Here is a 16934-nt window from a genome sequence, read left to right as displayed (position 1 = left end):
CTTCACCATCGGCAAGCCTACACCGCCCAAGCCCTTGCCCTTCGTGGTGAAAAATGGCTCGAAGGCACGGGCAACGGTCCCTGGGGTCATTCCGATACCTCTATCGACGATGCGAAGCTCGATAAGGGCGGCACGGCCTTGAACGGCGGCGGCGTCGATCGAGATCAAGCCGCCGCCCGGCATCGCGTCACGCGCGTTGAATACGAGGTTCAGGACCGCATTCTGCAGGCCCAGGCGATCGCATTTCGCGCGAGGCAGGTCGGATCCAACGCGGACCTCAAGCTGGATATGCGGCTCGCATGCGCATCGGACGAGGGCCTCGACCTCGGTCAGGCAAGCACTTACGTTGGTTTCCTCGACCTCACTATGGCTCTGTCGAGCCCTGCTTATCGTCTCCCGGACAAGAGCGCCGGCTTGCAGCAAGGCCGTCTTGGCGCTGCCGATCGCGGGCTCGAGTGCTGGCGCAACCGAGACGCTAGGGTCCCGTGCGATGCGGTTTAGCGCGGATAACGCGATCTGGATGAGATTGGCCAGATCGTGAACGGTGCCAGCCGACGGCTGTTTCGTTTGCAGGTCGTGCCGAGCGGCTTCGGCGGATGAGTCACGGACATACTCGCCCGCTGGATCTGCTTTTGTCTCGGCATGTAGCATCTCAGCCCCGTAAGTTGGCTAATGGCCTCTGTTTCCAGGGACGCTATTTCGACGGGCCTTTGCCATCGATTGGATCGAGGGAGAGGGCCGACCATACCACGGTATATGTCTTGCTGCAGATATCGCTGGATTAAGCCGGTTCGATCGGTGCCAGGACTTTACTGAGTTGGTCGTCCGCTTGTCCGAATCCTGGCCGACAATGCCCACAGTATTGGCCCTTGCCGCCCGCTCCGCCCCTGACCGATCGTTGCCTCGTGGCTGGCCTTTGCCTCTCGTCGGCTAGGACTCCCAGTCTCCGAATGCATCCGCCCTAGACCTTCGCATCGGAAGACCGATGCCTCCGTAGAATAGTTCAGCACGCAGGCTCGAAGCATTCTTCCCTGCAACTGATCACGTTCCGGTCGCAAAGGAGAAGGAAGTGCGAAGGATTACGAGAATTCTGATGCTCGCCGCGGCGTTTGCCGCTTCGGGTGAGGTCATGGCCCAACCCGCGGGCCAGCAGGTCAAGCCGACAATCGTGCTGGTGCATGGTGCTTTCGCCGAATCGTCGAGCTGGAACGCGGTGATCGCCGACCTCAACAAGGACGGCTACAAGGCAATCGCCGCGGCCAATCCTCTTCGCAGCGTCGCGAGCGATGCAGCGGCGGTTTCGGCCGTCATCCGCTCGATCTCGGGACCGATCGTACTGGTCGGCCATTCCTATGGCGGGCCGGTCATCACCGAGGCAGCCAACGGAAAGAACAATGTGAAGGCTCTCGTCTACGTGGCCGGGTTTGCGCCCGAAACGGGCGAGTCCAGTCTCACGCTCTCGGCGAAGTTCCCAGGGAGTACGCTGGGCGACGCGCTGCTGCCGGTGGCGCAGGCCGACGGAGGCCAGGACCTCTATATCCAGTCGGAAAAGTTCCACGAGCAGTTCGCGGCCGACGTGCCGGCGGCCGAAGCCAGCCTGATGGCGGCGACCCAGCGTCCAATAGCGAAAGCCGCCTTGGCGGAGCCGTCCAGCGAAGCCTCCTGGAAGACGATTCCCTCCTACGCGATCTATGGCTCAGCCGATCGAAATATCCCGCCTGCGGTCATGAAATTCATGGCCGAACGCGCGCATGCCGTGAAGACCGTGGTCGTCGATGGCGCCTCCCACGCCGTGATGGTTTCGAATCCCGACGAGGTCGCCGCGCTCATCGAGGACGCCGCCTCAGCTCGGTGAAGAGCCTGTGACGGCCGGCATTCCGTTCCGCAACGCAATTAAGAACGCAAGACAGGAGTTTGGACATGAAAATCGTCATCATAGGCGGCACAGGACTGATCGGTTCGAAGACCGTCGAGAGGCTGCGCAAGAAGGGTCATGAAGTGCTCGCCGCTTCACCGAACAGCGGCGTCAACACCGTCACGGGCGAAGGCCTGACGGAAGCTCTCGCCGGGGCGCAGGTCGTCGTTGATCTCGCAAATTCGCCTTCGTTTGAGGACAAGGCCGTTCTGCAGTTCTTCGAGACCTCCGGTCGGAACCTCCTCGCAGCAGGCAAGGCGGCCGGCGTCAAACATCACATCGCACTCTCGATCGTGGGCGCCGAGCGCCTGCCCGATAGCGGCTACCTGCGCGCCAAGATGATGCAGGAAAAGCTGATCCGGGAGTCTGGTATTCCCTACACCATCGTTCAGTCGACGCAATTTTTCGAATTCCTGGGCGGCATCGCCCAGTCGGCAACGGTCGGCGATACCGTAACCCTTCCGTCTGCCTATTTTCAGCCGATTGCTTCGGACGACGTCGCCGACATCATGACGGACGTGGCGCTCTCCGCCCCGATCAACGGCACCATCGAGATCGCCGGGCCTGAGCCGATCCGCATGAGCGATCTCGTCGCGCGGTTCCTGAAGGCGACCAACGACCCACGCAAGGTGATCGGGGATCCCCACGCGCGCTACTTCGGCACGGAACTGGACGATAGCTCGCTGGTCCCTGGTGACCATCCACGCATCGGAGCGATCCGTTTCGAGGACTGGTTCGTCCACGCCCCGCTCCCTCGACACTGATCCACCGCGGCCGCGCATCTCCGATGACGCGGATCCAGCTTCAACGCGAAAGAGCAAGCCGATGAAAGACGACTTTTCTTCCCCCGCCGGAGCATCGCGCCGAGACATCTTGTTAGGCGCACTCGCCACCACCGTGGCAACCGGCCTCTCCATAGCTGCGCCCGTGCAAGCAGGGCGGGCGAAAGACCTTCCCTCTCCCAGACCAGACAAAGGACCCAAGACCATGAGCACCATTACCACCAAGGACGGCACTGAGATCTACTACAAGGACTGGGGTCCGAAGGACGCTCAACCGATCGTCTTCCACCACGGCTGGCCGCTGAGCGCCGATGACTGGGACGCGCAAATGCTTTTCTTCGTCGCCCGGGGATATCGCACCATTGCCCTGGACCGGCGCGGGCACGGCCGCTCCGCGCAGGTGAGCGACGGTCACGACATGGATCACTATGCCGCCGACGCGGCGGCCGTGATCGAACATGTCGGATTGAGGGGCGCCATCCATATCGGCCACTCGACCGGGGGCGGGGAAGCGGCACGCTACGTCGCTCGCCATAGCAAGGGGCGCACCGCGAAGCTCGTCCTCATCGGCGCCGTACCGCCGATTATGGTAAAGACGCCGGCCAATCCTGGCGGCCTTCCAATCGAGGTGTTCGACGGGCTGCGCAAGTCGCTCGCCGACAATCGGTCCCAGTTCTACATCGATTTCCCGTCGGGGCCCTTCTACGGTTTCAACCGACCGGGCGCGAAAGCGATCCCGGGCGTCATCCAGAACTGGTGGCGGCAGGGCATGATGGGCAGCGCCAAGGCGCATTACGAGGGCATCAAGGCCTTCTCGGAAACCGATTTCACCGACGACCTCAGAATCGTCGACGTGCCAACTCTCGTCATGCATGGCACGGATGATCAGATCGTGCCGTTCGCGGATTCGGCACCTTTGTCCGCAAAGCTCCTGAAGAACGCTACGCTCAAGGTCTACGAGAACCTGCCGCACGGCATGTGCACGACCCATGCCGAACTGGTGAACAACGACCTTCTCGCTTTCATCAAGTCATAGGCTCACGCCGTACCGCCAGCGAGAGCCTGCCGTCGGCTGTCCTTCCCTTCGGCCGGCGGCCCCCAATCACTCAAATCCGAAGGAGCCAGACAGTGATCAAGACCATCCTCCGCAGTGCAGCAACCGTAACGATTCTCGCAAGCACGGCACTTGCCCACGATACGATCGGCGAGAACGTCAAGCTCGTCTACGACCAGCCGCTGCCCAACGTGCCAGGCAAGAGCATGCGTGCTGTATTGGTCGAGTACGCGCCCGGCGGCACGTCCTCGGCACATACGCATCCAAAGTCGGCCTTCATCTACGCGACCGTGCTTGAAGGCGCGATCCGCAGCAAGGTCAACGATGGGCCGGTCACGACCTATCACGCCGGCCAAGGCTTCTCCGAATTTCCGGGCGACCGTCACGGCGTCAGCGAGAACGCCAGCGCGACTGAGCCTGCCAAGCTGCTTGCCGTGTTCGTTGTCGATACCGACGAGAAGGAACTGACCACACCCTCCGGTGAATGAAAGCCTCTGGATCGGTTCGAGAATGGAGACGGCCGCCGCCGGAGCATTCGGCGCTGTGGTCGACAGGATAAGGATGGCTGCGATGCTAAACGAAAAATTAGGAGATCAGAGGTCGCCACGTCTTGCAAAGATGAAACCATACTGCAGCACATTCCCCTGCAGCTTGGCCGATCACATCGCCCTGATCCAGTCCGGCACGCCGTCCGAAAGGGAAGGCGTTAGCCTGAAGAAGAAAAGAGCTGCATCGGCGGGTCGACTTCAACCCTGTAACGCGCAAGGGCTACGTCCCGGCGCTGATGCTGGATAACACAGAAATCCTAACCGAGAACGTCGCCATTCGCGATTGGTTCGCCGCGAAGCACCCGGTTCTCGGCGTTCAGCTTTCGCCGAATACGCGCTCTGGAAACGCTGTCTTTCATCGATACCCGCCAGGAGCAAAGCCATGTTCGCATTTGACAACAAGGTCGTCATCATCACCGGTGGAAGCTCAGGCATCGGTCGCGCAGCGGCGCTTGGCTTTGCCCGGCAAGGCGCAAAGGTGATCGTGACCGGCCGCCGCGCGACACCGCTAAAGCAGACCGTCGCCGAGCACCCGAACATTTTCAGCCTCGTCGCCGACGCTGCGGAGCCCGAAGATGCCTCCCGCACCATCGCCAAGGCAATCGACACGTGGGGTCGCCTCGACGTGTTGGTGAACAATGCCGGCGCGGGTGCTCTTCTGTCCCTGCATGAAGCTGCCGCTGAGCAGGTCGCAAGCATATTTGCCGTGAATGTCGTCGGCCCCAGCCTGCTGGCGGCGGCAGCACTCCCGCATTTGACGGCGACGAAGGGAGCGATCATCAACATTTCGAGCACGTTCGGTCACAGGCCGGCGGCTGGGCTCTCCCACTACGCCGCCAGCAAGGCGGCGCTGGAACATCTGACCCGCTGTTGGGCGCTCGAGCTCGCGCCTGAGGGTGTGCGCGTTAACGCCGTCGCTGCCGGCCCGACTGAGTCCGGAGCGCTGACGGGCATGATGGGGCTCTCCCCGGAGCATGCTGCCGTCATTGAGGAAGCGGAGCGCGCGCAGATACCGCTCAGGCGACGCGGCAGTCCGGATGACGTGGCCAGGTGGATCGTCCAATTGGCCGATCCGGCGTCTGAGTGGGTGACCGGGCAGGTGATCGCCGTCGACGGAGGCCTGGGCCTCACATGATCCGCCTGCTTCAGATCCTGACGGCCTTGGCGGACAATGACTTCCGCCTGTCCCCCCGCTTCCGAAACCCTGTTGGAGACCATAGAGATGAACGGCACGACCAGTCGGATACTTGCAGGAGTTTTGGTTCCCGATACGCCGCTCGTACAGCAGGCTCTCGATCATGCTCGCCGTGAATGCGAGCCCTATCTTTTCAATCACGTCGTCCGTTCCTGGTTGTTTGCGACGCGCATAGGACAGCTTCGCAACATCGGTCACGACGCGGAAGTCGTTGCCTTGGGAACACTGCTCCACGACATCACGCTAAACGAGCGCTTCAACGGTGCTCGCCGTTTTGAAGTCGAGGGGGCGGATCTGGCGCGGGTGTTCGCGCGGCAAGGAGGTGTCGACGAGCGCCGAGCCCAATTGATCTGGGATAGCGTCGCCCTGAACTCGACGCCGTCGATCGGTCTCTACAAGGAGGCCGAGGTAGCGCTTTGCACCGCCGGGATCTGCCTGGATGTTGTCGGCCTGCAATACGAGATCGTCCCTGCCGCAGAGGTCGTAAGGATCGTCGAAGAATACCCGCGGCTCGACATGAAGCGACGCATGACGCGGTGCTTCTGTCGCATCGCCGAGTCCAGACCGGAAACGACGTACGACAATTTCGTCCGGGATTTCGGTGAGCGCTACGTCCCTGGGTACAGGGCGCCTTCTTCCGTCGACTTGGTCTCGAACGCGCCCTTCGACGAATAGGCCGTTAAAACAGATATTTGAGCGGATCAGCCGCTCTCCAAGAAGCTGACTCGCCTCAATCCGCTCTATTAATTTCATCCACGGACTCGGCATTCAGCCCTCGGCCCTAGCCGGTCCTCTTCGTCCATGGCTGGGACTGCTCAGGCCAAAGTCTTACCCGCTCCGGCCTCCCGCATCGGCGCGGGCAGTGTCTCCCACGCCCGGATCAGCTCGCCGATGGAGGCCGCCTCCATCTTGCGCATGACGTTGCCGCGATGCAGCTTCACCGTCACTTCGCTAATGCCAAACTCGAAGGCAATCTGCTTGTTGAGGCGTCCGCGCGCAACGTGATGCAGGACCTCGCGCTCACGGGGCGTCAATGTCTGAAGGCGTTCGACATTTCGCTTGACCACCTCTGCCTTCGCACGGCGCGAGGCGTCCATCGCAATGGCCGCGATCACGGCATCAAGCAGCGTTTGGTCCCGCACCGGCTTGGTGAGAAAATCGACAGCGCCGGCTTTCATCGCCTGGACGGTCATCGGTATATCGCCGTGACCAGTGAGAAAGATGATTGGCTTCGGGTTGCCATTCTGGGCCAAGTGATGCTGCAGGTCGAGACCGCTCGCCCCTGGCATGCGCACGTCAAGGATCAGGCAGCCGGGTTTGTGCAATACGTCGGCTTGGAGCAATTCGGGTGTCGAGGCAAAGCACACCGGCTGGAAACCTGCCGACAGGATCAAGTCCGACAGTGCCTCCCGAACCGCTGAATCGTCATCGACAATGATCACGAGCGGCTGCTCCGCCTCACTTTTGTGCGATGACGGTCCCGATCTCGTTTGGAGCGGCTGGTCAACTCTCATCATTACCCTCCACTTCTCGATCGTTTAAGGCGTTGGCAACGGCAGCAAGCAGGGCTTGACCGTCGAAAGGCTTGCGGAAAAACCCGCTGGTCCCCTGGGCGCGAAACTGATCCGCTATCTCATGGCGGGCGGTGATGAGGAACACCGGCAACTCCGGACGAGCCTTCTTCACCAGGTCGCGAAGTTCAAAGCCATCCGTGCCAGGCATTCCGATGTCGGTGATGAGCACATCTACGCCCGACAGCCTGCGGTCGAGCAGCGATCCCGCCGACGAGAAGCACCAAGCGACATAACCCGCGGATTCCAGCAGGTCCTCCAGCGACTCGAGGACTCTCGGATCGTCGTCGACAACCGCCACGACAGGTCGCACCGTACTCACACTCAGTTCCCTCCCGTTCGTCGAGAGTGGGTAATCTGTATCTCCAGTCGTTCCGCCATGCGCACGAGATCGGCGAGCGACGCCGCCATCATTTTCTGCATCACGTTCCTTCTATGGATCTGCAACGTGACCTCGCTGATCCCCAACTCAGCTGCGGCCTGTTTGTTGAGAAGGCCGCTCACGACGAGCGGCAGCACCTCGCGCTCGCGTGGCGTCAGCTCTTGATAGCGTTGCCTCAACATGGTGAGTTCGGCGCGCTCTGATCGCCTTTCCCGATCCTGCGCGATCGCCGTCTGGATTGCGGCCATGAGGTCCGCGTCGCAAAAAGGTTTTGTCAGGAAGTCCACGGCGCCATGCTTGATCGCACGCACCGAGGATGGGATGTCGCCGTGCCCCGTTATGAAGACGATCGGCGGATGATCGCCCTCGGCGATCTGCTTCTGCAGATCGAGGCCGTTGATGTCCGGCAATTCCACATCGAGGATGAGGCAGGCGGGGACGTCCGGCTTGTCAGCCAGGACATAGTCGCCGGCCGATCCGAACGCGATGGCGCGCATGCCATGCGACTCCAGAAGCTCACCAAGCGCTTCACGGATACGCACGTCGTCATCGACGATGAAGACCATGTGACTGTCGGTCGTCATGCTGCCGCTTTCATTTCAACGGGCATCGTGAAGACGAAGGTCGTTCCGTGTGGCTCGTTCTTCTCCACCCACAACCGTCCGCCGTGCGACTCGACGATCGAACGGCAGATCGCGAGCCCCATGCCCATGCCGTGCTCTTTGGTCGTGAAGAACGGCTCGAATATTCGGTCAGGAAATTCTATGCCCGGGCCACGATCGCTGATTTCGATCTGGATCGCGTCCCCTATCCGGCGCGCGCGAAGTCCAAGAACCCTGTCGCCCGCAACAGAGTCCATCGCATCCATGCCATTGCGGATGAGGTTCACCAGAACCTGCTGGATCTGCACCCGATCGAGCGCGACAATGGGAAGGTTGCTTTCGACATCGAAGTCCATACGAACTCGGCGTCGCACCGTCTCTTCAGCGATGAGATCGCGCGCCTCCGCGATAACGCTGCCGAGCGTTGTGTAGGCCATCGCGTCCGCAGACCGCTTGAACAAGGCGCGGATGCGGCTGACGACATCCGCCGCCGAGTTGGCATCCCGGATAATGCGCTCCACCGTCTTCTGCGCCCGCTCGATATTTGGCGGTTTGGCCGTAAGCCAGCGCTGGCAGGCGTACGAGTTGGCGACAACAGCGGCCAGAGGCTGGTTCACCTCATGCGCGATTGAAGCCGAAAGCTCGGCAAGACTTGCCGCCTGGCTCGCACGTGCAAGTCTCTCTTGCGCCAGACGCAGCTCTTCATGCGCTCGAACTTCACCATCGATGTCCAGACAGACGACGTTCCACTGAACAATCGCACCTTCGGCATTGCGCATCGGCGCCGCGCGCGTATCGACCCAGCAATATTCGCCATCGAAACGCCGCAGACGGTGCCTCCGCGCATACGGTTCGCCGGTAGCCAACGAATGAGTATAACTCGCTCTGACGCCCGCCAGATCGTCAGGATGGACGCCGTCATCGAGTGTGCCGGCCAGGCGGGATCTTCCCTTGCCGCCCAATGACTCCAACTCATATCCGAGGAATTCGCGGAGCTGACGGCTGCGATATATCGGCTCGCCATTCGGCGCGGCGCATTCGATCATCACCGGCAGCGTTTCAACCAGTTGCCACAGCGAACGTTCTCTCTCGCGCAGCGCCACCTGTGCGCGCATCTCATCGTCGATGTCGATGGAAACCTGGTACCAGTGCACGATCGTTCCGTCCCGATCGCGCAGAGGCTCGCAACGTCCCTCTATCCAGCGATAATTGCCGTCCTTCCAACGCCGGCGATACCGCATGATGAAGGAGTCGCCAGTTTTGAGGCAGTTGGCTGACGTGCTCAGCACCTCGGGAGCATCTTCGGGATGAACCAGCTCTTGCGCCACCCTGGTGAAATCTTCGAAGCTCGCCCCGGAGATGCCGAGATCCTCCAAAGACCGCTTGTTGACGTAGGCCAGCTTGCCGTCGGGCGTCCAGCTCCAGATGTGGACCGGCAAGGCATCGACAAGCTGCTGAAGCTCGCGTTCGCTTTCGCGCAATGCCTCTTGCGCTCGCATCTCGTCTTCGATGTCGATTGAAGCCATATACCATTGCACGATCGCGCCATCGGCATCCCGTAAAGGTTGCGCTCGCGCTTCTATCCAGCGGTAGACGCCATCCTTCTCGCGACGACGAAACCGGTTCACGAAAGGCAGGCCGGTCGCAAAGCCATTCGATGCTCTCCGGAACATTGTCGGAAAGTCTTCAGGGTGGGCCAGGTCCCGAGCCAGGGCATCGAAGTCCTCGATGTGCGTGGGTGGCGAACCGACCTTCTCCAGATATCGTTTGCTGGTGTAGGTGATCTTACCTGAAGGAGCGAAGCTCAGGATATTCAGGGGCACTGCGTCAATCATCTGTTCCAGCTGGCGTTTGCTGCTCCGCAGCGCTTCTTCGGCCCGCACCTGATCATCGATGTCGTGTGACAGGCCGTACCATTGGACGACGGATCCCTCCTCATTCCGCATCGGCTCTGCACGGCTCGACATCCAGCGATAGACGCCGTCCGCGCGACGCAGGCGATAGTTCAGCGAGAAGCTCTCGCCAGAGGCCAAAGAGCGATCAAGCGCCGCTTCCAGCTTAGCCGCGTCTTCTGGGTGGACGACGGCCGCTATCGCGGCTGCCAGTGCACTAACTCCCGGCCTTTCGTATTCCCCTATGTCGAGGCCGAGAAACTCAACCATGCGCTTACTGAAGAAGACCGGCTCGCCCGAAGCAGACAGGCGCCAGAGGAAGCTTGGAACCATATCCACAAGTTGCGAGAGCTCGCGTTCGCGCCGACGCAGCGCTTCCTGGGCGCGCATCTCATCGTCGATATCGATGGAAATTGCATACCATTGTACGATCGCGCCGCTATGATCACGAAGTGGCTCCCAGCGACCATCCACCCAGCGGTAGGCGCCGTCCGCTCGACGCATGCGATACTTCATCGAGTGGGGCTCGCCGGCAACCAAGGAATGATGGAGCCTTTCCAAAAGGCGGGCAGCATCTTCCGGATGGACGAGAGACTGGATGGCTGCCGCCATCCGGCTCATTCCCGGCCTGTCCAATTGCGCCACGTCATTCAGTCCGAAGAAGTCGAGCAAGCGTTTGTTGAAGAAGATCGGCTCACCTTCGGGTGTCAGACGCCTGATCTGGACCGGGACCATGTCGACGAGCTGAGAAAGTTCCCGCTCCCGGCCGCGCAACGCCGCCACGGTCTTTTTGTAGACGTCATTGTCGAGTGCGATGCCATACCATCCCACGATACAACCGCGGCTGTCATGTGCTGGCCGTGCGGCTGCTCGAGCCCAGACATAGGTGCCGCTCGCGCGCCGAAAGCGAAACTCGACATTGAAGTGATCGCCTGTCTTTAGGCAGTGGCGCCATGTGGCTGCGATCTGCTCATAGTCGTCCGGGTGAAGCAGACGCTTCCAAGCGGTATCCCCCTCGTCCAAAGACGCGTTCAGTTCTTCCAGCGTCACCCCAAGAGAATTCTGTGCAAACGGGTGCAGGTAAATCCATCTGCCGGCCGCGTCGAATGCCCATCCGTTCCCGAATATGCTCTCGACGACCTTCGCCGATCGAATTGGTTCAGCCTCGTTTTCTACCGACGGGTCCAACCCTGCTGAGGCGAGTGGCTCCCTATCCGTCACCAGATCGTCGATGTCGACACTCACGCTGTAGCCTGGTTCTGACCGCGTCTCGTTCCAGCGATAGCTACCGTCGGGCTGGAGTTGCCGATGTCTCGTCACCTGTGGAACGCCTGTCCAGAAGGCGCGGGCGGCGGCGTGAGCTGCGGCAGTCCGATCATCTGGATGGACAAGGTTCAGCGAATGCGGAGCGTCGGAAACGGCTTTGCTTTCGAGCGCGTCACTGATGACGTCAGCGAATCGTTCCTTGGCCGCGGACGGGACATCGCCGTCGATAAGTGCACCATACCATGCAACGATACGACCGGTGCTGTCGCGTAGCGGCTGCCCCGAACTCCTGCTCCAACCGTAAGCACCGCTAGCACGCAATATGCGATGCTCCATATTGTAATGGTCACCTGTTTGCAGGCAGCGCCGCCACATTGTGACAGCGCCGTCGTAATCGTCTGGATGGATTAGTCGCTTCCAACCGACCGCGCCGTCTTCCGAAGTCGAATTGAGTTCCTCTAGTGTTGTGCCGAGGAGCGACAGCACCCAAGGCGTCACATAGGTGAATTTTCCCGCGGCGTCTGCCGCCCACGCTTTGCCGACCACGCCTTCGATAATCCGAGCGGCTTGCAACGCTTCGGAGTCGATACCGCTGGACTTAAACGCTGTGGTCATTGTCTTCTCCTCCCGGACAAAAGAAAGCCGGAGACCGTCAGCGCCTTATGTAGCACTCATCCTTGGATCTGGGTGGCGATTTGGCTTGCGAGCTTAACCGGCTATGCCCTCGGCCGCACCTCATGGAAATCCATGAGCTGTGGCCGACCCTGCGTCGCGGATAACGCTGTTAGTGAAGAATCAAGCAGTCGGGGTGAAGAAACGCTGACAACAAGTATCAAGCTGTCTTAGCGGGTCGCCACCCGCTGACAAAAGATGCCGTTCAGCACACGTCGGTCGTTTATTTCGATGGCCGCAACCTATCCCGTGGTGTGGCTTGCCCTCTCCCTCGACACAATCGATCGCAAACACGCCTGGATGTACGTCGTCGATGCCGCGTGTAAGCGGCGGTCAGCAGGAGATAAACATGATGCTAGACAAAACCTCACACCCCCAAAGAACCGGATCCGAAGAGCTGGTTCCGTCTCGCTATGCGGTGCGAGTCGGCGAGATCGAAGTGCTGGTGGTCAGCGATGGGGTGCTACCGCTTCCAACCAACATGTTGGGATACAACGCCGACCCCGCCATGCATGCGGCCTGGCTGAAGGACATGTTCCTGCCGCCGGACGCTTTCGACTGGGCGTTGAACGTGGTCGTGGTGCGCAGCGGCGGGCAGACCATACTCATCGATGCTGGGCTAGGATTGGACCCGGAGTTGAACTTGCCGCGGGCCGGGCAGTTGATCAAGCGACTGGAGGCAGCCGGCATCGATCTTGGATCCGTGACCGACGTGGTGCTTACCCACATGCACATGGACCACGTTGGCGGCCTGCTCGTCGATGGGGTGAAAGAGCGGCTGCGTCCGGACCTGCGGATCCACGTGGCGGCCGCCGAGGTCAAGTTCTGGGAGTCGCCCGATTTCTCCCACGTCTCGATGCCGCCCGGGTTCCCGGACGCGCTTCGGGCAACCGCCAAGCGGTTCAGGAAAGAGTATGAGAGCAAGCTGCGGCTGTTCGATGAGGAATACGAGGTGGCGCCTGGCGTGGTCGTCTCTCGAACGGGCGGCCACACTCCCGGGCACAGCATAGTTCGCGTTGCGTCCGGCAAAGACCGACTTATGTTTGCTGGCGACGCCGTGTTCGCGGTCGGATTCGAACACCCCGACTGGTACAACGGCTTCGAGCACGACCCCGAGGAGGCAGCTCGCGTTCGGGCTAAACTTTTGCGGGAGCTGGCGGAGACCGGAGAGCTACTGGTGGCCACTCACATGCCGTTTCCCTCCGTGGGCCACGTGGCGGCGGACGGAGATGTCTTTCGTTGGGTGCCGGTCTTCTGGGATTACTGACCGCTTGTTAGGTCAGGGGCCTAAGCCGGGGCGCGTACTCATTGAGTTAGTGAGTTCGCGCCCTGGTTTTTCGTGCAACCTCGGGCATTCGCATCACCTTTGCGACTCCAGTCCTCGGGCTGGCTTCCGCCATGACGGCTGCGATCTGAACGTCTGCTTTTTGGCCTTCTACGCCAGAACTCGCCAATCCGCTTGCGGCCCCCATACAGTCGCTCCGCGAGGTCTGGGCGAACCTGGGACCGATGCGTCGTGACATCAACACAACGCCGTCGCCAATTGCGAGCCTGAGCAGGTAATCCCCCGCAATGTGCTAATTTCCTAAATAACATCAATCGCTTGATCTTAAACCACACATTGGATCAAGGTGCCGCAATGTGCGGGAGACAGCGAAAAGCCCAACAAAAACAACCAACCGCCCAAAGCACAATGTGCGCCCTTTTATCTTGCCATCGCTCTTCGGTCGTATTCCCTGGCCCTCGCTCGACAGCACCCACCTTCGCTCTGGCACGCGGCAATGTCCCGCTGCCCCCTTGTTGCACAGAAACTACGAAGGGAAGCAGATGGCTTCTAAGCGCTCAGCTGATTCTCACCGAGAGCGCTGCTTCAGCTGCAGCCGATCTGCAGCCGCCTTGATGATGTAAGTGCATTCGTGACGCTATCGAGGGCACGTTGTAATTCCCAGATTTGACCTCAGATGGCACTGGCCGGCCTGTCACATCGACACTGCGAAGGCGTGCCAAAAGCAGGCCGGCTGAACGAAATGGAGGTAAGCCGACGTGTGGCAGAAAGACATTCTTGTGTTGCCCGACGATCTGATTGCGTTCGCCTGGTCTGCACCGATGCGGGACTTGGCGGCGAAGCTCGAACTGTCCGACGTCGGGCTGAAGAAGCTGCTGACGCGATGTGGAATTGCGTCGCCGCCGCAAGGCTATTGGAACAAAATACGTGCCGGAAAGAAGGTGCCAGCACTACCGAAGGCGCCACCGCGACGCCCCGGTGAAATGGGCCGAGCAAGTGTCGACGCGCGGTTCAAGAAGGTCCTGTCGATTGCAGCCCCTCTTGCATCCAATGGGCCATTTGCATCCGCTCTGGTTCCAGAAGACCTCGACGAACTCCACGCACAGGAATTGCAAGCGATTGGCAAAGCTTCCGTCCCACACACGTTGGACAGGCCCCACAAAGGGCTCGTCCAAATACTCAAGCAGGAGCAGCGCCGCCGCGACAAGAATGCAGAACGCGAGTGGACCTTTGACGAACCCAAGTTCGACAATCCGCTAGGCAAGCGACGCTTGAGAATCTTCAACGCCTTGTTTTTGGCGATCAGCAAGCGCGGCCACGACGGTAGTGCCTACGAGCGCGATGGAGAAATTCACGCGGGAGCAGCTATCTGCGACACACACGTCGGTTTGGAAATTGAAATAGCCGGTAGCCACCGAACTGTGCGTCAGCAGGGGTACCTGCGGCCGGCGCCGGAACTGCCGGCATCAACCCCGCTCGCGCTGCGGATCGATCCCGGTTTCGATCGCAAGAATACGGTCTCGTGGCAGGACAGCGGCGACGCCAAGCTTGAGTCAAAGATCGCTGAGATCGCAGCCGCGATCATCGTGGCGGGCGAGAAAACGTTTCGCCTTAGCCTGCGGGAAGCCGAGGAGCGTGCAGAGCGTGAGCGGATTGAAAAGGAGAAGCAGCGCCAGGAATGGCTAGTCCAACTCAACCAAAACCGCTTGCAAAACCTGCGGACCAGTGGGGAGCTGCTGCGTCAAGCGGAAGAGATTCGCGCGCTTGTTGAGCGCGTCCGTCGCGCGATCGATGATGGTTCAGCTGACATCGATGGCTCGGCACTGGACGCATGGCAACGTTGGGCACTCGCAGAGGCAGACAGGATCGACCCAGTGCGGTCTGGTCAAATCTTGACGCATCTCAACGAGCCGTCGCTATGGTATATTCTAAGATAGTTGACTTCTGATCGACCATCGAGCTGCAGAATGCTGGGGCCGTAGTGGTCGGCCAAGTAGGGATCTGGAACGGACGACACCACTCCCAAAAATAATCCGAGCTAACTAGAATTGGCGAACTCACTGGAGTTTCATGAGCGTACTGGCCACGCATCAGAACACTGCTTTCCGCATCGATAAAACCATACTGGATGCGATGGATGCCTGCCTTGTGAATGCGCGCGCCCTTGTCGAGTCTACGAAAGCAGTGCGCGCATCTGGCCACCAAAATATTGCCTATCACCTGGCGACCTTGGCCCTGGAGGAAATCGGCAAGCGTGAGCTGTTCGGGGTACAGGCGGTGGCGGATCGACGGGAAACCTCTCCCGCTTGGCCAAACAAACATACTCAGGACCACGTCAAAAAGCTTTTCTGGGCCTTCTTCGGAGCGGAGTTTTTCGCCGATGAGCTGACCAAGGAAGCGTTCGACAATCTACAAGGACTTGCCAGCACAATTCACACCAATCGCCTAGCGGGACTCTACGTTGATCTCACCTCAGATGGGCTGAACATCCCAGCCGGCGCGATCGACAACCTCCAGGCCGACAACTTGATTGGCCTTGCTGAAGCGCGGCTCGGAATAGCCGAAGTGGTCATGGTCCGTGAGGAGATTCCCGCGGAAGACGCTGCGCTTCAGGCATGGCTCGAAATGGCCACGAGTGATCCGGATCAGAGGCGTCAAATCCTCTCCAGTGCATCCCTGAAAAAGCTAGCCGAGCTGAAAAGCCCAAGGAATGGATTCGCTGGCTCAAAGGCCTGTTCGACGAGGCCGAAGCGGAAGGCCAAGCCGCAGTTGCCCTTGAGCTAAAGCGGAGTCGTAACCTCCCCGCCGAGGGTACTAAGGACAAGTGGAGAATTCGCGTACGCATCCTCTCGGCGTCTCACTCGATTCGCCCAAAGGCTCTAAAAGCTTGGAACGATCAAGTTGAATTTATCAAGCTCGTCGCGGTCTCCGGTAAGAAGGATCAGTTGCTCGTCGAGTTCACTTTGAAGGATCAGGTGCCGATCGAGGCGCTGTGGCATTTCGGTTGGGGTATTGCCCGCCATTTCGTTGTAGCCCTGAACATAGGCACGATGGGATTCTGGTGGTGGCGACTGCCCGAACAGATCAGCCGCTACTGGGACGGTATGGTCGATTTGGAAAGCGGCAAGGAGATTGGAGTCGAGCGCTCGCCCAGCCTGGTGATCGATTGGGGCGAGAACCGCGTGCTGGCCGAACAGGACCTCTATCAGGTTATGGCCTGCTTCGCTGCACTTCCGGGTCCCAATCGTAGGGACGAGCATAGAGCTTACAACTACTACATTGGCGGCCTCACTTTCCTATCGCTGAACGACATCCACTGGCAGAACGAGACAACGGCATTCGCCAATTTCATCTCGAGCCTACAGGCCATGATGGAGGATGCAGGCGACGTCAACGAAGGCGCTAGCTTCGAACCAACTTTCCTTGCGTTCCTGGAAAATTTATTTCCGAACTTCGATGAGCGTGAGCGCTACATGGAGCTTTGCCGCCTATTCGCGGCCGGCAATTTGGGGCAAGCCACTATCACGTTGAAAGAGGTGTCGTTCATTAAGCTGTTCTGCGATGCCTACTTCTTACGTACGATTCAGCCGAAAGCCTTTGAGAAGTTCAACCAGGAAAGCTTGTAGTTCAGTTGGACTAAGCGGAATACAGGCAATTGCGCTGCCAGAGCACCCCAGTCGCGTACGCTATTTAACCTAGGCTGCATTTCTTGGGAGCCAACAGGATGCGCGCATTGGGAGCGCATTCGCGGGGGCCGCCACAGCTTCCTC

General features: G+C 60.0%; 15 protein-coding genes. 10 read left to right on the top strand and 5 right to left on the bottom strand.

Features of this window, described 5'->3' with window-relative positions; genetic code table 11:
* The coding region (locus EOA23_RS20560; protein WP_127305498.1) for an ATP-binding protein at positions 1-651 on the bottom strand (651 nt) is incomplete at its 3' end.
* 436 nt (positions 652-1087) lie between these two features.
* Here EOA23_RS20560 and EOA23_RS20555 point away from each other — a divergent pair.
* The 6 genes from EOA23_RS20555 (at position 1088) to EOA23_RS20530 (ending at position 6169) form a co-directional block, all read left to right on the top strand.
* Positions 1088-1855, top strand: a complete 768-nt coding sequence (locus EOA23_RS20555) for an alpha/beta hydrolase (protein WP_210212494.1) — start codon at positions 1088-1090, stop codon at positions 1853-1855.
* 65 nt (positions 1856-1920) lie between these two features.
* Entirely contained in the window at positions 1921-2679 is a 759-nt protein-coding gene (locus EOA23_RS20550; protein ID WP_127305497.1) for an SDR family oxidoreductase, read from the top strand.
* 223 nt (positions 2680-2902) lie between these two features.
* Complete coding sequence (locus EOA23_RS20545; protein WP_127305499.1) at positions 2903-3733, top strand: alpha/beta hydrolase; 831 nt, start codon at positions 2903-2905, stop codon at positions 3731-3733.
* A gap of 92 nt (positions 3734-3825) precedes the next feature.
* A complete protein-coding gene (locus tag EOA23_RS20540) occupies positions 3826-4239 on the top strand; it encodes a cupin domain-containing protein (protein WP_127305496.1) in 414 nt (137 codons plus the stop codon).
* A gap of 442 nt (positions 4240-4681) precedes the next feature.
* Positions 4682-5434: an SDR family oxidoreductase gene (locus EOA23_RS20535; RefSeq protein ID WP_127305495.1), complete on the top strand. Its 753-nt coding sequence runs from the start codon at positions 4682-4684 to the stop codon at positions 5432-5434.
* An 87-nt stretch (positions 5435-5521) separates the two neighbouring features.
* Positions 5522-6169 carry a hypothetical protein gene (locus EOA23_RS20530; protein ID WP_127305494.1) on the top strand — a complete coding sequence of 216 codons (648 nt, stop codon included), beginning with the start codon at positions 5522-5524 and terminating at the stop codon, positions 6167-6169.
* Positions 6170-6309: 140 nt separating this feature from the next.
* On the opposite strand, the gene EOA23_RS20525 is transcribed toward EOA23_RS20530, so the two are convergent.
* From EOA23_RS20525 to EOA23_RS20510, 4 genes are read right to left on the bottom strand one after another with little or no spacing between them, the layout of a single operon-like run.
* The gene (locus tag EOA23_RS20525) at positions 6310-7008 is read right to left on the bottom strand and encodes a response regulator transcription factor (protein ID WP_127305493.1); all 699 of its coding nucleotides are present in this window, start codon (positions 7006-7008) and stop codon (positions 6310-6312) included.
* Entirely contained in the window at positions 6998-7387 is a 390-nt protein-coding gene (locus EOA23_RS20520; protein WP_127305492.1) for a response regulator, read from the bottom strand. The genes EOA23_RS20525 and EOA23_RS20520 overlap by 11 nt, the downstream gene beginning before the upstream one ends.
* 2 nt (positions 7388-7389) lie before the next feature.
* On the bottom strand, positions 7390-8031 hold the full coding sequence (locus tag EOA23_RS20515) for a response regulator (RefSeq protein ID WP_127305491.1): 642 nt from the start codon (positions 8029-8031) through the stop codon (positions 7390-7392).
* On the bottom strand, positions 8028-11822 hold the full coding sequence (locus tag EOA23_RS20510; RefSeq protein WP_127305490.1) for a PAS domain-containing protein: 3795 nt from the start codon (positions 11820-11822) through the stop codon (positions 8028-8030). The genes EOA23_RS20515 and EOA23_RS20510 overlap by 4 nt, the downstream gene beginning before the upstream one ends.
* 406 nt (positions 11823-12228) lie before the next feature.
* Between EOA23_RS20510 and EOA23_RS20505 the strand changes: the two genes are divergently transcribed.
* From EOA23_RS20505 to EOA23_RS20490, 4 genes are all read left to right on the top strand, one after another.
* A complete protein-coding gene (locus EOA23_RS20505) occupies positions 12229-13146 on the top strand; it encodes an MBL fold metallo-hydrolase (RefSeq protein WP_189341650.1) in 918 nt (305 codons plus the stop codon).
* 776 nt (positions 13147-13922) lie between these two features.
* Complete coding sequence (locus tag EOA23_RS20500) at positions 13923-15101, top strand: hypothetical protein (protein WP_127305488.1); 1179 nt, start codon at positions 13923-13925, stop codon at positions 15099-15101.
* A gap of 133 nt (positions 15102-15234) precedes the next feature.
* The gene (locus EOA23_RS20495) at positions 15235-15948 is read left to right on the top strand and encodes an AbiV family abortive infection protein (RefSeq protein WP_127305487.1); all 714 of its coding nucleotides are present in this window, start codon (positions 15235-15237) and stop codon (positions 15946-15948) included.
* A 161-nt stretch (positions 15949-16109) separates the two neighbouring features.
* Entirely contained in the window at positions 16110-16790 is a 681-nt protein-coding gene (locus EOA23_RS20490) for a hypothetical protein (RefSeq protein WP_127305486.1), read from the top strand.
* Positions 16791-16934: the final 144 nt, after the last annotated feature.

It is taken from the genome of Mesorhizobium sp. M2A.F.Ca.ET.042.01.1.1, assembly GCF_003997405.1.
Taxonomy (GTDB): Bacteria; Pseudomonadota; Alphaproteobacteria; order Rhizobiales; family Rhizobiaceae; genus Mesorhizobium.
This window is presented reverse-complemented; position numbering and strand designations above follow the sequence as displayed.